The organism is Enterococcus sp. DIV1067f, assembly GCF_050543505.1.
Classification (GTDB): domain Bacteria; phylum Bacillota; class Bacilli; order Lactobacillales; family Enterococcaceae; genus Enterococcus_D; species Enterococcus_D entomosocium.
In genome coordinates this window covers 2,165,409-2,183,621 of record NZ_CP172940.1, presented here as the reverse complement: position 1 = coordinate 2,183,621, position 18,213 = coordinate 2,165,409, and the positions used below count along the sequence as shown (strand labels likewise).

Sequence of the window (18,213 nt, the reverse complement as noted above, 5' to 3'; positions counted from 1 at the left end):
AGATTATTATTGGTATATAATCCTTTTAGTGAAAGAAAAAACAATCGAAAAAAGGAAGAGGAAAGCCAGCTGACTGAAATAGCTGCGATTGTTTTAATTTAGAAAATAAGAACCAGCCTCATCGGCATGGAAAGGAGCAATTATGGATTACTTGAGTTTTTCAAAAAAAGAGTGGGAAGTCTTAGTTTGTTTTTGGGCTGTGGATGAACCTCTGTGCTGTACAGAATTTAGTGAACGTTTCGGCTTAAACCGTAACACATCACTGTCCGTGATTCGCAAGTTAGTAAACAAAGGAGTTCTGGAGATTGCAAGTATCAAAATGAGCGGATCAGTCTTGGCTCGTCGCTTTCAGCCAGCTGTAAGTGAATTGGAGATATTACAGACAGGCCTAACCGATGACCAGATTTTTGAATTAGTGAAAATCGCCATCAGAAAAATCGAAGATCCTGAACAATTAACCCAGTTGCTAAATGTGATTGGTGAATTGAAAACTAAAGCTTCTTAAAGAATACTCGTTTGCATGATAAAAAAATGATCCGCTGTGAAAACAGCGGATCATTTTTCTTGTTCTTGAAATTTTTGTACCATTTTTGTCGTCAATTGATGGAGCACGGACAGTTCTTCCGGTTCAAGAGGCAAGAATTCGGTCACTCTGTAGGGGATCTCTAACGCTTGTTCATGGAGCGCTTTGCCTGAGTCAGTCAATGTGACCCGCAAAGAACGTTCATCGTCTTGATTTCGATTTCTTGCTAGGTAGCCTTTTGCTTCAAGCTTTTTTAAAACCGGTGTCAGTGTGCCAGAGTCGAGACATAATTGCTTCCCCAATGCTTTGACACTGATCGCTTCATCTTCCCATAACACCAACATCACTAAATATTGGGTATAGGTCAAATTCAACGGGTCCAGTAAGTCTTTGTACTGTTTGATAATTTCTTTTGAAGCGGCGTATAGAGGAAAACACAATTGGTTTTCTAACGCTAAGACATTCATGTTTTCACCCCTTTTTCTAATATCCGCCTCTTATCATAGCTGTTTTTTCAACGAAAGTCTACTCGCTAACGGCTTTGACAGTCACTTCAATGTTGCCAGCTGTGGCTTTTGAATAAGGACATACGGTATGAGCGATCTCAAGCAATTCTTGTGTTTCTTCTGTTGACAATCCTTCGATTTGACCTTCGATCTCAACACCCAAGACAAAACTGGATTCGCTTTCTGCGTATAAGGTCACTTGTGCGCTCACCGTAGAAGCACCATCGATTCCTTTGCTGCTTTTCACCAATTCAAGGGCACTGTTGAAGCAAGCACTAAAACCAGCTGCAAAAAGTTGTTCTGGATTGGTAGCATTTTCGACACGTTTGCCAGGTGCAGTGATGTTTAGCTCAAATGAATGATCGGGACTGTGTACTTCTCCTGAACGGCCACCAGTGTTGATCATTTTAGTCGAATACATTTTTTTCATCATTTCTTCACTCCTGATTTTTATATTTTGTACAATTAAATTGTATGCAATTCAAATGAAAAATGCAAGGAATTGGTTTTCGTTCTATTTTTTTTCTAAAAAAAAGCGGAATCAGCATAAGTTTACTGTTCTCTTGGGTGAAACGTGCTATCATAGTTAGTAACACTTGTAATAGATTAACAAATGAGTTTGAAGCTTCAAATTTACTGCATGAAAGCAAAGAGGGTGAAAATCATCGTAGATTATATGGAAAAACGAGCGGTAGGGCGCTATTTTCGATCGTTGACGGATCATTATTCAGGCTATATACGGCTTTATGGCACCTATACAGAATATCGGGTGATTGCAGGGATTCCTGCTGAAAATGTCATGTTAGAGATTATCGGGGTTGAAAACGGTGTCTTATTGACCCGTGTAAACAATACATTATTTGAAAATGGAAGAGGGTTTTTACAATGATCATTATCCAAATTATTTTAGTTATTTTAGTATTAGTGATTCTGATTTGGCTGATTGCAAGCACTGCTGTGATCGTTCGTCAAGGGGAAGTCAAAGTTGTCGAAAGTTTTGGGAAGTACGTTCGAACGTTGGAACCAGGGCTTCATTTTCTTGTTCCGATTTTGTATACAGTTAGAGAAAGAGTGTCCTTGAAACAGATTCCTTTGGAGATCGAACCCCAAAGTGCAATCACAAAAGATAATGTAATCGTTCAAATTGATGAAGCAATCAAATACCATGTCACAGATGTGCGTGCCTTTGTCTACGAAAATGAAAACTCCGTTGTTTCAATGATCCAAGATGCCCAGTCGAACTTGCGGGGAATCATCGGGAAAATGGATTTAAATGAAGTTTTAAATGGGACTGAAGAAATCAACGTAGCATTGTTTACTTCAATCAAAGATATCACGGCAGGCTATGGGTTAGCGATCGACCGAATCAACATTGGGGAAATCAAAGTTTCGCAAGAAATCATTGAATCAATGAACAAATTGATCACTGCCTCTAGAGACAAAGAATCGATGATCACAAGAGCCCAAGGTGAGAAATCTTCTTCAGTCTTGAGTGCAGAAGCCAAAGCTTCTCAAATGACGATCGACGCCGAAGCCCGAGCGGAACAAACTCAAATCGATGCCGAGGCGCGGGCAAAGCGTGTACGGATTGATGCCGAGGCGGAAGCAGAACGAATCGCGAAAATCACTGAAGCTGAACGCAAACGGATTTTAGCCATCAATGAAGCAATCAAAGAAAGCCAGCTCGACGAGCGCTCACTATCATATCTAGGGATCGAAGCCTTCAGAGATGTGGTGAATAGCAATACCAATACGGTCATTCTGCCATCAAATATGACGGAACTGGGAAATATTCCAGTCGTCAAACAACTTTGGGAAAATGCACCATCTAAATCGGCTGAATAAGTTAAGCACAACAATTGAAAAAGGTTCCCATACTCCGAAAAGAAAGAGGAGTATGGGAACCTTTTTTACTTCGTTTTTTCCGCCGATTGATTATCGACGATCAAGAGGGCCATCATGACATACCCGATCCAACTATCCCGAGAGTATAAAATGTAGCGAGGGGACCAAGAAGCGGCATATTTCTGTTTGTATTCGCGTAACCCTTCAAAAGAATAGAAACGAGAACCAAAGGTGTAAACGAGATAGGCGATCCGCTCTTGCAAGAAACTGCTGCGGAAAGTACCAACGTTGGCTAATGGTGCCATGCCTAAATCAAATTGTTGGTAGCCTTGTTCTTTAAAATAGTCGAATAGCTGAATAAACAAGAAATCCATCGTTCCATTCGGCGCTTTTTCAGGATCGTGGCGCATCAAATCAATGGATGCTAGGCCTGTTTGATAGGTGGGCATAAAGGAAGCGAATGCGACGATCTCCTGTTGCTGATTTCGGACGACAGCAATTGGTGCGGTGCTTAGATAGGATTCTGAAAAGAACCCAAGGGAGAACCCTTTTTCTTTCCGTCCATCTAGCCAGTTGTCAGAAATTTCCTTAAGCGTTGCAAATGTTTCGGCTGAAAAGGGTGGGGTGAGCACATCAAAAGTAAAGCCTTCTTTAGTAATCTTATTGTTCAATGCTCGCTGTCCCTTCATTTTCTTTCCTGAGAGGGTGAAGCTAGGTAGATCCACATAAGCTTTCTCACCGAATTTGATAAAGTCATACCCAAATTCATGCAGCAGCATCACCATTTCTTCACTACTTTCATAAAAGACCGGCAGATAATTCCATTGATCCATTTCTGTTAAGAAAGTTTCCAGTGCCTGTGGAAAGTCTGCTTGCTTCCCAGAAGGATCCCCCATGACTAAACATTTGTTATTAAAGGTCGTAAATTGAAAAAAGACCGTCGGCTCGCCAATTTCTGGATACACGTATACTTTCTTGTCTTTTAGATACACCAGATGGCTGTCGCTGTTGCCACCGTAAGTATTTAAAACATGTTTCACTTTATCAGTGGCAGCACTGACGCCTAATTGGTGTTTTGGTCCCATCAAGTACCGGGCAAACAGCAGCATCGCAATGGCGACGAATAAAATCGCAACGAACCCTTGCAGCCATAATTTTTCAGAAGGGAAAAGCAAAAAATCCATCGAATGGTGATGCGTTGGATGTCGATTGATATGAGGCATATTGTAGACCCCGATAATGACATAGAGGATCGTCAACGAACCAATTAACAAACCATCGATCGTCAGCCATTCCCACGAGAAGACGAGTTGTTTACGGAACAACTCGCTTTTTGAAAAAATCATGATTGCTAATAATAATAGAAGAAACAGCATGGTCGAAAAACGGAAGCCCGCAAAAATAGCATAACCGATTGTTGCTGCAATCAACAAAAGCGTCGGCACGTACGCGCGACTGACACGGGCAGATATCCCTCGACCGGCAATTAAAAAGAGGTAACCGAGAAAAATACTCGGGTACTGCATCACAAAATTCAAGCGAATCGGATTGAGGTGGGCTAACCATTTGATTTGATCAAAGGCTTCTGGAATCGTGGCGGAGAGCACCAACATCGTTCCCGTCAAATAAAGCAGCAACACTTCGATCTTGTGGAACACTTCCAACAACAAGCTTTTTGGAATACCAGAAAAGCGCTGGTTGAGGGAGACGCCGACATTTTTTGAGAAAAAAAGCAAACCGATCAAAAAGGGAATGATGTAATAAAACAGGCGGAAAAGCAACAGCCAAGCAATGACACTTTCACGGGGAATCTGCAGTGAGCCCATTCCCATGATCATCATTACATCAAAGGTTCCAAGTTCTCCGGGAATCATCGAAACGATCCCAATCACGGAGGCAGCGATGAAAAGTGGCAACAATTGAAACACATCCACCGAGATGCCCATCAAGAGACCAGTCGTAAAGAAGGCTGCAAAAACACCTAGCCATTCTAATAAGGAAGCGGCGATCAACTGCAGACGATCACGCCGTTGCAGTCCACCTAAGTAAGCATTTTTTTTGGAAAAACTAAGGGCATAGACAACTGGAAAATAAAGACTACCGCCTAAAAGCCAGATCCAATACTGTTGCAGATAATCTGTCGTTGGACCAAATAGGACGAAGGCTAGTGCAGCAAGGGATAAAATCGAAAGACCAGACATCAGGTAAATAAAAATCTTCGAAATTGCTTGGGCAACTTCTTTGCCTTTTTTTCCTTTGCCGTAAAATTCCGAGCGTAATCCGATGCTGATGAAGCCGCCGAAGCCGATTAAGTTGTTCATAGTGTTGATGATCCAGCTGGTTTCCAGCAAATAACGGCGATCAGGTTTGTCCCCTAATAGGAGGTTCAAGACAATGTCATATAAGACCATTGGCAAGACACATAATAACCCAATGACAGCCATTAATGCCACTCGCCAAAGTGCCAGTTGCGCAAACAACTCTTTTAATTGATCAATGGAGATCGTCTTGCTTAATGAAAGCAGTTCGCCCAACACGATCACGGCTACTGCAATCAAGAAGAGTGTTTTAAACAGTGAGCGGTGGTCGCGGAGCCAAGTAAAGATTCTCATAGTTATTCACCGACCTTTTCTAAAAAAGATAATACTTTCGTGTTAAATACCTCTGGATTCTTTCGTGCAAAACTATGTCCTTGTCCTTTGACGACGATAAAATTGGACTGAGGGATACTGTTTGCAATATAAAATGAATGGGAAAGCTTGATCGAATCACGTTTACCGACCAAAATCAATGTCGGCACACTGAGGTGATTCAAATCGGCTGTAGATAAACCGATTGGACGAAACAACAATCCCAAAATAGGGAGAAAGCCCCGCATTCCTTTTGAGAATGGGGAACAAAGCCAAACGATCAGATATTGCAAGACACTCCCCATTCGAGAAAAGAGTCTAACTCCCCGTGGCTCAGTATTGCCCGAGTTTAAAATCATACAACTAACATACTCAGGGTAAAGATGACAAAAGACCATTGCTAGATTAGCCCCATCACTAAATCCTAATAGGGCGATTTTAGACAAATTTTCTTGCTGAATGATTGCTAAAAGATCCGTTGCCATTTTAAAAAAATCGATCTTTTTCTGTGTGTTAGTGGACTTGCCATGCCCACGGCTATCGATTAAGTACAATTGATGTTTTTGTCGCAATGCGTCGACCTGCTTTGAGAAATAGGCACTGCTACCGCCGTTTCCGTGCAATAAAAAAAGAGGGCATCCTGAACCGGTTTTTTCATAATAGAGGACAGACCCATCCGGTAAGGGTGCGTAACATTTTTCAACTTCCATTTTTTCACCTACTTTCTAAGAGTATACCTTGAAGTCAGTAGCTATCACAAACATATCACTAGATAAAATGAGAAAAAATAACATTCTACTCATTTTTTCTTTAGCAGATATTTAGGAAAAGGCTTTTTTCTTTACAATGTAAATAAAAATAATCGGCTAAGTTAATTAATTTGTTTTCAGAAAATTCTTTACAAACACGGTTTCGTTGACTATAATCGAACTAACTAATTGAGAATGATTTTCATTTATGAAAGAGAGGCTAGCCAATGACCACTATAGCAGATGTTCTGATTATCGGAGGAGGGCCCACGGGGCTCTATGCGAGTTTTTATGCTGGATTACGTGATCTATCGGTCGTATTGTTTGAAGCACAAGCCGAATTAGGCGGGAAGATCAATTTTTATCCTGAAAAAATGGTCTGGGATGTGGGTGCATTGCCGCCAACCAAGGGGAAGAAAGTCAAAGAACACTTGATTGAACAGGCTAAGTTGTTTGATCCAACGATCTATCTGAAAACGAAAATCATCGAATTGACCAAGGGAGACGATCTTTTTTATGCAGTGGATGACAAAGGGAGGACCCATGTTGGACGCACCGTTTTAGTTTGTATTGGCGGCGGTGTCGTTTCTCCGCAAAAATTGCCTTGTTTCATCCATAATAATGTCGACAACTATATCCACTATCAGTTTCCTGACCAGCAAGCGATCCAAGGCAAACATCTTGTGATCTCTGGCGGCGGGGATGCAGCAGTTGATTATGCGATTGAAGCGGCGTCTTATGGGGCAAAAGTTTCGCTTTGTTATCGGGGCGAGAAATTGAAGGCCCATGAAGCACAAGTAAAGAAGATGAAAGCAGAAGGGATTCAAGTGCTGATGAATCACACGATTGACGGGGTGAATCAAGCCGAAACCTTCAATATGGTTCTAAGATTAAAAAACAGTGCTAACCAAGAAACGATCGATTTTTTATGCGATCATTTGTTGATCCAACATGGCTATGACCGGGACAGTGCCTTGTTAGATAAAGTTTCCTTTGATCTCGCACGTCATGAAGATTTTTATCTCAATTGCGAGATCCCCACAAAAACTAGCCATCCCGGTGTGTTTGCAGCTGGTGACATCCATTACTTCAAAGGCAAAGTGAATCTTTTGGCAGGCGCCTTTCAAGATGCTGCGCAAGCAGTTAACCAGATCAAACAGTATTTAGAGCCCGCTAGTGTCCCACAAGCGATGGTTTCTTCCCATAACGAGAAATTTAGTGAAAGAAATCGACAGCTGCTGGTGAACGAGTAGCAGCGATTCTTTGTGAAAGAAAAAAAGCAAAAAACAGGATTCCCTTGGAAGTCCTGTTTTTTTGGTAACCTCAGAACAGAAATTCGTTTCACTAGAAGTGAATGTTTGCCACTCCTAAAAAATAAAATCTCTCAAATAAATGATGCAATTGATGAAAATTTCAGCTATTATTTTCAAGTTGACTAATTGGAGGGGATGACATGAATCAAACAAGATATGCAGAATTAAAACAAGCAGAAAGAGGCGCTATCTTAAGTATCGTTGCCTACATTTTTGTTTCCATCGCCAAACTAGTTATTGGTCGTTTGGCAAACTCTGAAGGATTATGGGCGGATGGATTAAACAATGCGACGGATATCGTAGCTTCTATCGCTGTTTTGATCGGTTTGCGTTTGGCTCAAAAGCCAGCAGATGAAGACCATAAATATGGTCATTGGAAAGCAGAAAATGTGGCGAGTCTCGTAACATCCTTGATTATGCTGGCGGTCGGTCTGCAGGTTTTATGGTCCTCCATTCAAACGATTCTACTCGGTGAAACGCAAAGTCCCGATATGATTGCGGCAGTCGTCGGTATCATTTCAGCTATTTTGATGTATAGTATGTATTACTACAATAAGCGATTATCCGCTCGCGTAAAAAGCTCCGCTTTGCTAGCAGCTGCTAAAGACAACCGCAGCGATGCGTGGACGAGTATTGGAACGGCGATCGCTATTTTTGCCGCCTCATTTGGTATCGGTTGGTTAGACAGTTTGACTGCGATCGTGGTAGCTCTTTTGATTATCAAAACCGCCGTTGACATTTTTCGCGAGAGTGCCTTTTCACTTTCTGATGGGTTTGATGAATCGTTAGTCGTGGAGTATGAAGCGGCAATCGCTGGTTTTTCTGAAGTGAAATCTGTTAAATCGATTCGAGGAAGAATGTATGGTGCCAATGTTTTTCTCGATGTCGTCGTGACGATGGACAAATCTTTGACGGTTGAAAAGAGTCATAACGTGGCAGATGCTATTGAAGATCTCTTAGCTGATCGTTTTCAGGTGTTTGATACTGACATCCACATTGAGCCAGCTACCGAATAAATTTTCTGGCAAAACCTTGGTAGGACAAGGATGTAAACCACCCGTTTCCTGTTTGTAAACTGAAAAGTTCTTACGGAACCTGCTCATTCATGGCAAACTAGAGGTAACAAAGGAAGAAAGTAGGGAGCCCTATGAATAATAAGCAGGTAGTAGAAAATGAATTAGTTATTTCTTTAGATAAAATGGATGAAACAGAAATGATGGCAATTTGCCAACAATATATTGCGGCTATCGATGATAGCCAAGTCCTCTTCGCTTTACTGAAAAAAGTTCAAGCCTCTAAAGCAGCAGTAAGCAAATAAAAAAACCGGCATCTTATGCATTGATGTTCCCCGCAGCGAAAGCGAAGGAGCATTGATCAACAGGAAAAGATGCCGGTTATTTTTCGATTTGTTCAAGTCTTTTTAAAAACTTTTAAAGGACGTTTAATAGTGCGGTTAATCCATAGACGAGCAAAGAGGCTATACCTAAAGGAATAATGCGTCGAAATATAATCTCTTTCAAGCGCTTGCCTGCTTGTCGTTCTTTTTCATAGTTAGAATCATGAGCGTGTGCTTTAAATTGCTGAGGAGAACGAGAAAAGATCAAGCCATTGGTCATCGATAAAACCCATCCAATCAACACCATGAAGAAAGAAACAAAAATGATTGCCAGTAAAAGTAGTTGTAAGAGTTGCATCGTGTTGCTACCTCCTTTTCGTCACCTTTTTTTTCACTTCTAGTTTACCATCTTTTGAAACTTTTAGGGATCTTTATTCAACGTGCCCTTTCTTTTTTTGGTTCTTCCCTTATAATAGAGATATTTATAAGCGAGTTTCTGTTTCGCACAGCAACAGAGAGAAGGGATTCTTATGGCAATTACACAAAAAATCATTCAATCACCAGAAGACTTCAAAACGTTGGATCGTTTGATCAAAGAAATCTGGCCAGAAGTGTTTACACCAATCATTGGTTCGGATCAAGTCGCGTATATGCTGGCTCATTATCAATCACCAGCAGCGATTCAAAACGAAGTCCAGCAAGGAGCCGTCTATCTTTTACTAATGGAAGGTGACCAAGCAGTGGGGTATACAGCGTATGAAGAAACGCCGCAGCAGATTTATTTAAGTAAATTGTATCTCCACCAATCCACTAGAGGCAAAGGCTATGCCAGCCAAGTCTTTGATTGGTATGAGGAAATCGCCTCAGGCAAAACGTTGCATTTAAACGTCAACAAACAAAATCAGCAAGCGATCGCTGTTTATGAACATCGCGGCTTTGAACGCGTTTCTGAACGCACCGTTACGATTGGTTCGGGATTTGTTATGGATGATTTTATTTATGAGAAGAAAGTATAATTAAGTAGAAAATTCATTTGATAAACCAAAAAACATTAAATGAATCAAGAATCTTATTTTTGATTTTAATATCGTGCCTATTGGGAAACATTGCCAATAGGTTTTTTTGTATCTAGCTAATTCTAAAATTCCTTATCAACATATAAATTTTTAAGTCGTGCTACTGTGTAAAATTACAATGAATAAATGTTCTTTTGAGCTGTTAAAATAGTTTCGTCTATTCGTAAAAAACATATTTACTCCCAGGAAGCACTGTGCTATTATCCTTGTATAAACATTATAATGTTATAAACTAAGGAGGCAATTATGAAAGGGTTTGTAGAATTTATTGAACAGAAATTGATGCCGATTGCAAATAAAGTGGGGATGCAACGGCATATGGTAGCGATTCGTAAGGGGATCATCGCTACTTTACCATTAACGATCGTTGGGTCGTTCTTCACGATCTTACTGAATTTTCCCATCGAATCAGTCGCTGCCGTGATCGAACCGTATCGGGAAGTTTTGGATATTCCCTTTCGTTATACAGTCGGGTTATTGGCATTGTATGCAACGTATGGGATTGCTTCATCGCTAGCCAAAAGCTACAAGCTGGATTCATTGACTGCAGGTATTTTAGCAACGATGTCCTTTCTTGTAACCGCTGCACCACCGTTGCGAGTCTTTGATTCTGTGGAAGGTATCATTGATGCGGGACGTTATATCAATGTGGCCAACCTAGGCTCCGGCTCTTTGTTTGGCGCGATCGTCACGGCAATCTTGTCCGTTGAAATCTATCGTTTCTTTATCGTAAAAAACATTACCATCAAAATGCCAGATGGCGTGCCACCAGAAGTGACGAATTCATTCATGGCGTTGATTCCTGGAGGAGCGATCCTGATTTTGTTCTGGGTGATCCGTCATATGTTAGGCTTTGACATCAATGGCTTTTTAAGTAACTTGTTGATGCCGTTAAAAGACGTGCTTGCTGGTAATAGCTTGTTTGGTGGTTTGCTGACTGTCTTCTTGATCTGTTTCTTCTGGGTACTGGGAATTCATGGACCAGCCATCATGGGTCCTGTCATTCGTCCCTTCTGGGATATTTCCATCGCTGAAAATATGGAAGCCTTCCAAGCATCTGGCAATGCGCATGAATTGCCTAATATTTTTACGGAACAATTTTTACAATGGTTCGTATGGATCGGTGGAGCCGGTACGACCTTAGCGTTGGTCGTTTTGTTCTTCTTCTCCAAATCAAAATACTTGAAACAATTGGGACGTTTGTCCATCTTGCCAGGCCTATTCAATATCAATGAACCAGTGATTTTCGGTGCACCGATCGTAATGAACCCAATCTTAGGTATTCCTTTCTTGGTGGCACCGTTGATTACGACAACGATTTCTTACTTCGCTACCATTACCGGTGTTGTACCGATGATGGCTGCCAGACTTGGGTTTGCCATTCCAGCACCAATCGCCGCCTGGATGAGTACGGACTGGAGTATCGCAGCAGCGATTTTAGTGATCGTCAACTTCTTTATCACACTCGCAATCTATTACCCATTCTTTAAAGTCTTTGAGAAACAGCAGATTGCTCGAGAGCAAGAAGAAGAAACAGCCGCTTAAGCAAAACAAAAAAGAGTGAGGTGCAAACATGGGGATTTATGCCATTTGTTTATTTTTTGGTTGTCAAATTTGGTTAACAAAATCAGCACAAGGGAAAAAAATTCAAGAAGTGCCGTTTTGGCGGATGCTTTTGTTCGGGATTCTTGGCGTTGCTGCAGCGATCCTACTGAGCCGTCAGTTTCCGTGGGGACCATTTTTGACGATGACGGCGACGATTGTTTGCAGTTCGCTTTTACTGACACGTTTTACTGCTTTTTATGAAGAAATGAGGATGAGATAAGTTGAAAAGAAAACTAGGAGTATCGGTGTATCCCGATCACAGTGATTTTGAAACAGATAAAGCCTATCTGCAATTAGCCCATGATTATGGCTTTAGCCGCATTTTTATGAGTATGTTGGAAGTGAGTGACGGCAAAGAAAACGTGCAGAAAAAATTTAAAGCGTTGATTGATTTTGCCAAAGGATTAGGCTATGAAACGATTTTAGACGTGGCACCAGCCATCTTTTCTGAACTAGGCATCTCCTATGATGACTTGACCTTTTTCCATGAACTAGGTGCCGATGGGATTCGTTTAGATTTAGGTTTTGACGGCAACAAAGAAGCGATGTTGACCTACAATCCCTTTGGTTTAGCTGTTGAATTGAATATGAGCAATGATGTGGCGTATTTAGACAATATTTTGACCTATCAAGCCAACATTCCTTACTTATACGGCTGCCACAATTTCTATCCGCAAGAAGGGACTGCCTTACCCTATGATTTCTTTGAAAAATGCAGTCGTCGTTTCAAGGAAAAAGGCATTCGAACCGCCGCATTTATCTCTTCTCAAACGGGAACGATCGGACCTTGGGATATCAATGATGGCTTACCGACCTTAGAAATGCACCGAAGAATGCCTGTAGAAACTGCCGCAAAGCATTTGTTTGCCACAGGCTTGATTGATGATGTCATTATCGGCAATGCTTATGCTTCGGAAGCAGAATTGGCGGCACTAGGAGCGATTGATCGCTACCAGACGGCATTTGCGATTGAATTTGTGCCTGAAATCAATGAAGTTGAACGCCGAATCGCCCTTGACGAGCAGCATTACCGCCGAGGCGACATCACTGACCGGATGATCCGTTCCACAGAAGTTCGTAAAAAGTATAAGAACCATGACAATCCTGCCCATGACCACGAAGGCGTCTTTCAACGAGGGGATGTTGTGATCGGCAATGATCGTTTTGGCAAGTACAAAAACGAGCTGCAAGTCGTGCTAGAGCCTCACTCAGACCCACGAAAAAATAAAATCGGTTCGATCGTCGAACAAGAGTTAGTTCTGCTGCCCTTTATCCATCCTTGGTCGAAATTCACTTTCACAGAGAGGAAGGTGTAACGAAATGTTTGATTTGATTATTCGTCAAGCCCGCACGATCGATGAAGAAGTATTTGATATTGGGGTTCAAGACGGCAAAATCACTGCTTTGGCACCCACGTTGAAGGAGCAGGCGAAACAAGAGCTGACCTTAGCAGAAGGGGAGTTCTTGTCAGCTGGTTGGATCGATGACCATGTCCATTGTTTCGAGGAAATGACGCTCTATTATGATTATCCAGACGAGATCGGTGTCAAACGAGGCGTCACGACCGTTATCGATGCGGGGACGACTGGCGCCGAAAATATCCATCGGTTTTATGATTTAGCCAAAGAAGCCAAAACCAATGTCTTTGCTTTAGTCAATATTTCCAAATGGGGGATCGTAGAGCAGGATGAACTTGCGGATCTGTCAAAAGTCAAAAAAGAATTGGTCAAAGAAGCGTTGCAGAAGTTTCCTGACTTTATCGTCGGGATCAAAGCCCGAATGAGTAAAACGGTGATCGGCGAAAATGGCATCACGCCGTTGAAATTAGCCAAAGCGATCCAAGCTGAAAATCAACCGTTGCCTCTGATGGTCCATATTGGTTCAGCACCACCGAATTTAGCAGAGATTCTCGCTGAATTGGAAGCAGGTGATGTGGTGACCCATTGCTTTAACGGCAAAGCCAATGGGATTTTGGATCAGACGAACCAAACCATCAAGCCTTACGTCTTTGCTGCCTATGAAAAAGGCTTGGTCTTCGATATTGGTCATGGGACAGACAGTTTCAATTTTGACGTGGCGGAGACGGCCTTTGCCAATCAGCTAAAGGCTTCTTCCATTAGTACGGATATCTACATCCGCAATCGTACCAATGGACCTGTTTTTGATTTAGCGACGACTATGGAAAAATTAGCGGTCGTAGGGTATGATTGGCGTGAGATCATCGAGAAGGTGACCAGTGCCCCTGCGAAGCAATTTCATTTACAGAACAAAGGCGAGATCGCATTGGGATATGATGCTGATTTTACGATTTTCCGCTTTGAAGAGGGCGAAAAGGAATTGACGGATTCTAACGGCAATCGCCGAATCACGACACAACAGATCGTGCCGCAAAAAGCGGTGATAGGAGGGGAACTTTTTGACACTGAATATTGAAGAACTAGGCTTGAAAGAAGTCATCAATGCTTCCGGCAAAATGACGATTCTAGGTGTCTCGAAAGTCAGCGAAGGCGTGCTTGCAGCCCAGCGCTATGGCGGGGAGCATTTCTTTGAAATGGCAGATCTAGCAGAAAAAACCGGTGCCTATTTAGCAAAATTGTTGAAAACGGAAGATGCGCAAATCGTTTCTTCCGCTTCGGCGGGAATCGCCCAATCAGTGGCGGCACTCATCGGTCAAGGAGACAGCTATCATTTGTACCACCCATATAGTGAGAAAATCAGCAAGCGGGAGATCATTTTGCCCAAAGGCCACAACGTAGATTATGGCACACCGGTGGAAGTGATGGTGGCGCAAGGCGGCGGAAAAGTCGTAGAAGCAGGCTATGCCAATATGTGCACACCCGAGCACATTGAACAGATGATTACGCCCGAAACGGCGGGGATCCTCTACATAAAGAGTCATCATACCGTTCAAAAAAGTATGCTGACGGTAGCAGAAACGGCCCAAGTTGCCAAGGCACACGATCTTCCATTGATCGTTGATGCGGCTGCTGAGGAAGATTTGTTTGCCTATACCCAAGCAGGTGCTGATTTAGTGATCTATTCAGGTGCGAAAGCACTGTCAGGACCAAGTGCTGGCTTAGTGATCGGCAAGCAGCCCTATGTCTCTTGGGTGCGCCTGCAATCCAAAGGTATTGGTCGAGCAATGAAAATCGGTAAAGACAATATTCTCGGATTTACCCAAGCCGTGACGGATTATCTAGCGAAGGGAACAGAATCTGGCGCTTCGATGCAAGAGCGCCTACAACCATTTATTGCAGCAATCAATGAAATCACTGGTTTCGAAGCAAAAATCGTTCAAGACAGCGCCGGCAGAGACATTTATCGAGCGAGTGTCAAAGTGAAAGAACCAAGTGCTAAAGCAGTGATCGACGCGCTAAAAGCGGGAGAGCCAGCGATTTATACCCGTGAATACCAAGCCAATAACGGCATTATTGAATTTGATATCCGAGCAGTCAATGAACAAGAAATGGCAGTGATTACCGATCGCTTACAAGAAATTATGTTAGGAGCAACCCAAAAATGAAAACTTCACCCAATTATTTCGCTGACCGTGTCTGTCTGAATGTGTTAGCAAACTCTATTGAAAATGCGAAAGCTTGTTATGAAGCAGCAGAGGGCAACATCGTCCTAGGTGTTTTATCAAAAAATTATGCTAGCGATGAGGCAGCCATCGCTGACATGAAAAACTATCAAGCGGCAACAAATAATGCCCTTTCTGTAGGGCTTGGTGCTGGCGACCCCAACCAAAGTGAAATGGTCTCCCGAATTTCCGCTGTTCTGCAGCCACAGCATGTCAACCAAGTATTCACGGGGGCAGGGACCTCACGAGCTTTGTTAGGACAATCTGAAACGATCGTCAATGCCCTTGTTTCACCAACCGGAAAAGTCGGCTATGTCAATATTGCTACTGGACCATTGAGTTCACAAACTCCAGCTGCAGAAGTCCCCGTCGAAACAGCGATCGCTTTATTAAAAGACATGGGGGCTAGTTCTATCAAGTATTTTCCAATGAAAGGGTTGGCTCATAAAGCAGAGTATCAAGCAGTAGCAGAGGCTTGTGCTGCGAATGATTTTTATTTGGAACCGACCGGCGGCATCGATTTAGAAAACTTTGAAGAAATCTTGCAGATCGCTGTTGATGCAGGAGTAAAAAAAATCATTCCACATATTTACAGCTCGATCATCGATGGCGAAACAGGGGACACACGCCCTGAAGATGTACAGACATTAGCAGAAATGACGAAAAAGGTGTTGGCAGCAGCCAAATAGGGAGGGATCAATGATGCGGATCGGTGCTTACGGTGAGGTAATGATGCGATTGACGCCACCAGAATATCGAACACTGGAACAGACCCACTCTTTGCGTATGGATTTTACAGGAACAGGGGTCAATCTGTTAGGCAATTTGGCGCATTTCGGCTTAACGACGTCGATGCTGACACAAGTGCCAGCCAACCGTTTAGGGGATACGGCGAAAGCCAGCTTGCGTTCCTATGGGATTCAAACAGCATTTGTTGGCAAAAAATACAGCCATATCGGCAGTTATTTCGCCGAGATCGGCTACGGCGCTCGTCCGACTTACGTGACTTATCAAAATCGCCATCATAGTTCCTTTGGCGTTTCAGGTCCAGAAGAATATGCCATCGATGGATTTCTAGAAACAGTCGATCTCATTCATATTTGCGGGATCTCTCTTAGTTTGACTGAGAAAACCTGGCAAACTGCATTGGCTTTGGCGAAACAGGCCCATGTAAAGCAGATTCGCGTCTGCTTTGATTTTAACTTCCGCCCAAGCTTGAATGAAGAATTAAATCGTGAGGTACTAAAACAACGGTATGAAACGATTCTACCTTATTGTGATCTAGTTTTCGGCTCTGTCCGTGACTTGGAGGAGCTGCTGGCATATCCCTTAGAGGAAACAGAAGGTGCCGAGCTTGCGTTGATCCAATCCTTTATTGACCAGTATCAACTAGAATGGTTCTGCGGGACACGCCGTCTAGCCGTGGAAGACAAGCAATTTATCAGTGGAAGAATCATTACGGCGCAGGATGCCTATGAAACGGCACCGCAGCTGCTGCAAGTATTGGATCGGATCGGGGCAGGGGATGCCTATGCCGCTGGTGTATTATTAGGCTATGCCGAAAAATGGTCGCTCCAACGCACCGCTGATTTTGCAATCACGAATGCTGTATTGGCTCATACGATGCTGGGAGATGTCCCATTAACCACCAAAGAACAAGTGGAACAAGTCTTACAGGCACCAGGAAAAGACTTGATTCGCTAGAAAAAACACTTGCGTCCTTCTCTTGATGGATAACTGCGCAAAAGCAGAACAATCGGCTGCTTTTGCGCAATCATCCATCGATTTTAGGAGAAGACCGCAAGTGTTTTTATTGTTTTAAAAAGGTTTCTACTTTTTTCTCAGGGATCACCCACAACAATAGCACGAGACTATCCAGCGTGATGATAAGTAGTGGATGGACCAGCCAGCCGAGGAGCAATGCCAGCACGTTGATAAACAACGTAAAGTAGAGTTTCTTGTATCCGCGAAACAGTTCTACGATGGCTTGATTGTCAGGGTTGGCACGCACCAAAGACTTTCCTACAAGGAAATAGCTGAAATCCGTCAATAAAATGACAGACCCGTATAGCAGCTGAGGGGCAAGAGCGACTGGATAACGACTGACCCATGACGTTACAAAAGGAAAGAGGGTTAGTGCCAGGATCAATAAATGATTCGCCCACAAGGTCCAACCGTCAATTTTAGATACTACTTGAAATAGATGATGGTGATTGTTCCAGTAGATCGCTAACATCACAAAGCTGATCAAATAAATAATAAATTGCTGTTCCACTCCTAAAAAAGAGGCAAAGGTATCGCCTTCGGGCTGGTGCAATTCCAGTACTAATAAGGTCATTACGATCGCAATGACCGCATCCGTAAAGGCTTCGATTCGATTTTTTGACATGTACATCCATCCTTTTATGTTCCAGTTTACAGGATCAGTGTACGCGATTGTCAGAAATTCGTCTAATAATTTTTCTCGCGCATTACCCAATTGGACTCGCTATTTCGCAATTGGCCCACTGCCTAGTGCACCGAATAAAAACAAATCGATCGCTTCTGGCATTTTGTCTTCTTTTCCCGGTGAGTCCAAGTGAGCCGCCATCAGCACTAACAACTGGCTGGTAACAAATTCTGGATCGACATCCGAACGAAGATTGGAATCACTGCGACGGAACAAGTCAAGAAACGGTTCTTTGTAATTTTTCCGCCAAAGCAAGTACAGTTTTTTTGAAGTGTCCTCAGAAACGGTATGCTGAATGTCGTGCATCATCATATAAAAATTGATGCGATGCCGACTTCTTAAAAAAAGAAACATGTTTAAGATTTTTTCAGAGATCGTCAAGGAAGTATCTTCAACAGTCTGATTTAGTTTTCCAGAAACCTCTTGTGCCAAAGAGACCATCACTTCATAATAGATGGCTTCTTTGCCTTTGAAGTGATAATAAAGATTGGGTTGGGTGATGCCGACGGCTTCTGCGATCTGTCTAGTAGAAGTTGCTTGATACCCCTGCTGCATAAACAGGTTTTCTGCGACTCGTAATATTTTTTCTCGCAAGTTCAAA

The 18,213-nt window shown here is 42.6% G+C and carries 21 protein-coding genes; 14 read left to right on the top strand and 7 right to left on the bottom strand.

What is annotated here, in order from left to right; all coding sequences use genetic code 11:
- Positions 1-142 precede the first annotated feature (142 nt).
- On the top strand, positions 143-505 hold the full coding sequence (locus IGJ42_RS10175; protein ID WP_008378626.1) for a hypothetical protein: 363 nt from the start codon (positions 143-145) through the stop codon (positions 503-505).
- Between the two features lie 50 nt (positions 506-555).
- Here IGJ42_RS10175 and IGJ42_RS10170 read toward each other — a convergent pair whose 3' ends face one another.
- Entirely contained in the window at positions 556-990 is a 435-nt protein-coding gene (locus tag IGJ42_RS10170; protein ID WP_008378623.1) for a MarR family winged helix-turn-helix transcriptional regulator, read from the bottom strand.
- A gap of 58 nt (positions 991-1,048) precedes the next feature.
- Positions 1,049-1,459: an organic hydroperoxide resistance protein gene (locus tag IGJ42_RS10165; RefSeq protein ID WP_034872372.1), complete on the bottom strand. Its 411-nt coding sequence runs from the start codon at positions 1,457-1,459 to the stop codon at positions 1,049-1,051.
- A gap of 183 nt (positions 1,460-1,642) precedes the next feature.
- On the opposite strand from IGJ42_RS10165, the gene IGJ42_RS10160 reads away from it, so the two are divergent.
- Positions 1,643-1,918 (top strand): hypothetical protein, encoded by a 276-nt coding sequence (locus IGJ42_RS10160; protein WP_016620494.1) that lies wholly within the window; start codon positions 1,643-1,645, stop codon positions 1,916-1,918.
- Positions 1,915-2,874, top strand: coding sequence for an SPFH domain-containing protein (locus IGJ42_RS10155; protein ID WP_005235198.1), 960 nt, complete (start codon positions 1,915-1,917; stop codon positions 2,872-2,874). Before IGJ42_RS10160 ends, IGJ42_RS10155 begins: the two co-directional genes overlap by 4 nt.
- 65 nt (positions 2,875-2,939) lie before the next feature.
- Here the strand turns inward: IGJ42_RS10155 and mprF are convergent, their stop codons facing one another.
- A complete protein-coding gene (mprF, locus tag IGJ42_RS10150) occupies positions 2,940-5,486 on the bottom strand; it encodes a bifunctional lysylphosphatidylglycerol flippase/synthetase MprF (RefSeq protein ID WP_430615319.1) in 2,547 nt (848 codons plus the stop codon).
- Positions 5,487-5,488: 2 nt separating this feature from the next.
- Complete coding sequence (locus IGJ42_RS10145; protein ID WP_008378615.1) at positions 5,489-6,214, bottom strand: alpha/beta fold hydrolase; 726 nt, start codon at positions 6,212-6,214, stop codon at positions 5,489-5,491.
- Between the two features lie 266 nt (positions 6,215-6,480).
- Between IGJ42_RS10145 and IGJ42_RS10140 the strand changes: the two genes are divergently transcribed.
- From IGJ42_RS10140 to IGJ42_RS10130, 3 genes are all read left to right on the top strand, one after another.
- Positions 6,481-7,506 carry an NAD(P)/FAD-dependent oxidoreductase gene (locus tag IGJ42_RS10140; RefSeq protein ID WP_430615317.1) on the top strand — a complete coding sequence of 342 codons (1,026 nt, stop codon included), beginning with the start codon at positions 6,481-6,483 and terminating at the stop codon, positions 7,504-7,506.
- Positions 7,507-7,706: 200 nt separating this feature from the next.
- Positions 7,707-8,582 (top strand): cation diffusion facilitator family transporter, encoded by an 876-nt coding sequence (locus tag IGJ42_RS10135; protein ID WP_086332491.1) that lies wholly within the window; start codon positions 7,707-7,709, stop codon positions 8,580-8,582.
- A gap of 131 nt (positions 8,583-8,713) precedes the next feature.
- Complete coding sequence (locus IGJ42_RS10130; protein ID WP_005235207.1) at positions 8,714-8,884, top strand: hypothetical protein; 171 nt, start codon at positions 8,714-8,716, stop codon at positions 8,882-8,884.
- Between the two features lie 112 nt (positions 8,885-8,996).
- Here the strand turns inward: IGJ42_RS10130 and IGJ42_RS10125 are convergent, their stop codons facing one another.
- The gene (locus IGJ42_RS10125) at positions 8,997-9,260 is read right to left on the bottom strand and encodes a hypothetical protein (RefSeq protein WP_275626638.1); all 264 of its coding nucleotides are present in this window, start codon (positions 9,258-9,260) and stop codon (positions 8,997-8,999) included.
- Positions 9,261-9,432: 172 nt separating this feature from the next.
- Here IGJ42_RS10125 and IGJ42_RS10120 point away from each other — a divergent pair, with 172 nt between their 5' ends.
- The 8 genes from IGJ42_RS10120 (at position 9,433) to IGJ42_RS10085 (ending at position 16,867) form a co-directional block, all read left to right on the top strand.
- Positions 9,433-9,918: a GNAT family N-acetyltransferase gene (locus tag IGJ42_RS10120; RefSeq protein ID WP_430615315.1), complete on the top strand. Its 486-nt coding sequence runs from the start codon at positions 9,433-9,435 to the stop codon at positions 9,916-9,918.
- A 306-nt stretch (positions 9,919-10,224) separates the two neighbouring features.
- Positions 10,225-11,523, top strand: a complete 1,299-nt coding sequence (locus IGJ42_RS10115) for a PTS sugar transporter subunit IIC (RefSeq protein WP_005225702.1) — start codon at positions 10,225-10,227, stop codon at positions 11,521-11,523.
- A gap of 28 nt (positions 11,524-11,551) precedes the next feature.
- On the top strand, positions 11,552-11,803 hold the full coding sequence (locus IGJ42_RS10110; protein WP_005235223.1) for a hypothetical protein: 252 nt from the start codon (positions 11,552-11,554) through the stop codon (positions 11,801-11,803).
- Position 11,804: 1 nt separating this feature from the next.
- A complete protein-coding gene (locus IGJ42_RS10105; protein ID WP_035006620.1) occupies positions 11,805-12,899 on the top strand; it encodes a DUF871 domain-containing protein in 1,095 nt (364 codons plus the stop codon).
- 4 nt (positions 12,900-12,903) lie between these two features.
- Positions 12,904-14,016 (top strand): amidohydrolase/deacetylase family metallohydrolase, encoded by a 1,113-nt coding sequence (locus tag IGJ42_RS10100; protein ID WP_430615313.1) that lies wholly within the window; start codon positions 12,904-12,906, stop codon positions 14,014-14,016.
- On the top strand, positions 14,000-15,106 hold the full coding sequence (locus tag IGJ42_RS10095) for a DgaE family pyridoxal phosphate-dependent ammonia lyase (RefSeq protein WP_430615311.1): 1,107 nt from the start codon (positions 14,000-14,002) through the stop codon (positions 15,104-15,106). The genes IGJ42_RS10100 and IGJ42_RS10095 overlap by 17 nt, the downstream gene beginning before the upstream one ends.
- Complete coding sequence (gene dagF, locus IGJ42_RS10090; RefSeq protein ID WP_200124811.1) at positions 15,103-15,852, top strand: 2-dehydro-3-deoxy-phosphogluconate aldolase; 750 nt, start codon at positions 15,103-15,105, stop codon at positions 15,850-15,852. The genes IGJ42_RS10095 and dagF overlap by 4 nt, the downstream gene beginning before the upstream one ends.
- 10 nt (positions 15,853-15,862) lie before the next feature.
- A complete protein-coding gene (locus IGJ42_RS10085) occupies positions 15,863-16,867 on the top strand; it encodes a sugar kinase (RefSeq protein ID WP_016620482.1) in 1,005 nt (334 codons plus the stop codon).
- A 106-nt stretch (positions 16,868-16,973) separates the two neighbouring features.
- On the opposite strand, the gene IGJ42_RS10080 is transcribed toward IGJ42_RS10085, so the two are convergent.
- Entirely contained in the window at positions 16,974-17,552 is a 579-nt protein-coding gene (locus IGJ42_RS10080; protein WP_042890962.1) for a TMEM175 family protein, read from the bottom strand.
- 99 nt (positions 17,553-17,651) lie between these two features.
- Complete coding sequence (locus tag IGJ42_RS10075) at positions 17,652-18,212, bottom strand: TetR/AcrR family transcriptional regulator (protein WP_008378578.1); 561 nt, start codon at positions 18,210-18,212, stop codon at positions 17,652-17,654.
- Position 18,213: the final 1 nt, after the last annotated feature.

Bases quoted from the DNA above. Each gene is read 5' to 3' on its own strand.
- IGJ42_RS10160 (WP_016620494.1), top strand. From the start codon at position 1,643: ATGAGTTTGAAGCTTCAAATTTACTGCATGAAAGCAAAGAGGGTGAAA.
- IGJ42_RS10145 (WP_008378615.1), bottom strand. From the start codon at position 6,214: ATGGAAGTTGAAAAATGTTACGCACCCTTACCGGATGGGTCTGTCCTC.
- IGJ42_RS10085 (WP_016620482.1), top strand. From the start codon at position 15,863: ATGATGCGGATCGGTGCTTACGGTGAGGTAATGATGCGATTGACGCCA.
- IGJ42_RS10110 (WP_005235223.1), top strand. From the start codon at position 11,552: ATGGGGATTTATGCCATTTGTTTATTTTTTGGTTGTCAAATTTGGTTA.
- IGJ42_RS10080 (WP_042890962.1), bottom strand. From the start codon at position 17,552: ATGTCAAAAAATCGAATCGAAGCCTTTACGGATGCGGTCATTGCGATC.
- IGJ42_RS10165 (WP_034872372.1), bottom strand. From the start codon at position 1,459: ATGAAAAAAATGTATTCGACTAAAATGATCAACACTGGTGGCCGTTCA.
- IGJ42_RS10115 (WP_005225702.1), top strand. From the start codon at position 10,225: ATGAAAGGGTTTGTAGAATTTATTGAACAGAAATTGATGCCGATTGCA.
- IGJ42_RS10125 (WP_275626638.1), bottom strand. From the start codon at position 9,260: ATGCAACTCTTACAACTACTTTTACTGGCAATCATTTTTGTTTCTTTC.
- IGJ42_RS10175 (WP_008378626.1), top strand. From the start codon at position 143: ATGGATTACTTGAGTTTTTCAAAAAAAGAGTGGGAAGTCTTAGTTTGT.
- IGJ42_RS10155 (WP_005235198.1), top strand. From the start codon at position 1,915: ATGATCATTATCCAAATTATTTTAGTTATTTTAGTATTAGTGATTCTG.
- IGJ42_RS10130 (WP_005235207.1), top strand. From the start codon at position 8,714: ATGAATAATAAGCAGGTAGTAGAAAATGAATTAGTTATTTCTTTAGAT.
- mprF (WP_430615319.1), bottom strand. From the start codon at position 5,486: ATGAGAATCTTTACTTGGCTCCGCGACCACCGCTCACTGTTTAAAACA.
- IGJ42_RS10100 (WP_430615313.1), top strand. From the start codon at position 12,904: ATGTTTGATTTGATTATTCGTCAAGCCCGCACGATCGATGAAGAAGTA.
- IGJ42_RS10135 (WP_086332491.1), top strand. From the start codon at position 7,707: ATGAATCAAACAAGATATGCAGAATTAAAACAAGCAGAAAGAGGCGCT.
- IGJ42_RS10140 (WP_430615317.1), top strand. From the start codon at position 6,481: ATGACCACTATAGCAGATGTTCTGATTATCGGAGGAGGGCCCACGGGG.
- dagF (WP_200124811.1), top strand. From the start codon at position 15,103: ATGAAAACTTCACCCAATTATTTCGCTGACCGTGTCTGTCTGAATGTG.
- IGJ42_RS10120 (WP_430615315.1), top strand. From the start codon at position 9,433: ATGGCAATTACACAAAAAATCATTCAATCACCAGAAGACTTCAAAACG.
- IGJ42_RS10170 (WP_008378623.1), bottom strand. From the start codon at position 990: ATGAATGTCTTAGCGTTAGAAAACCAATTGTGTTTTCCTCTATACGCC.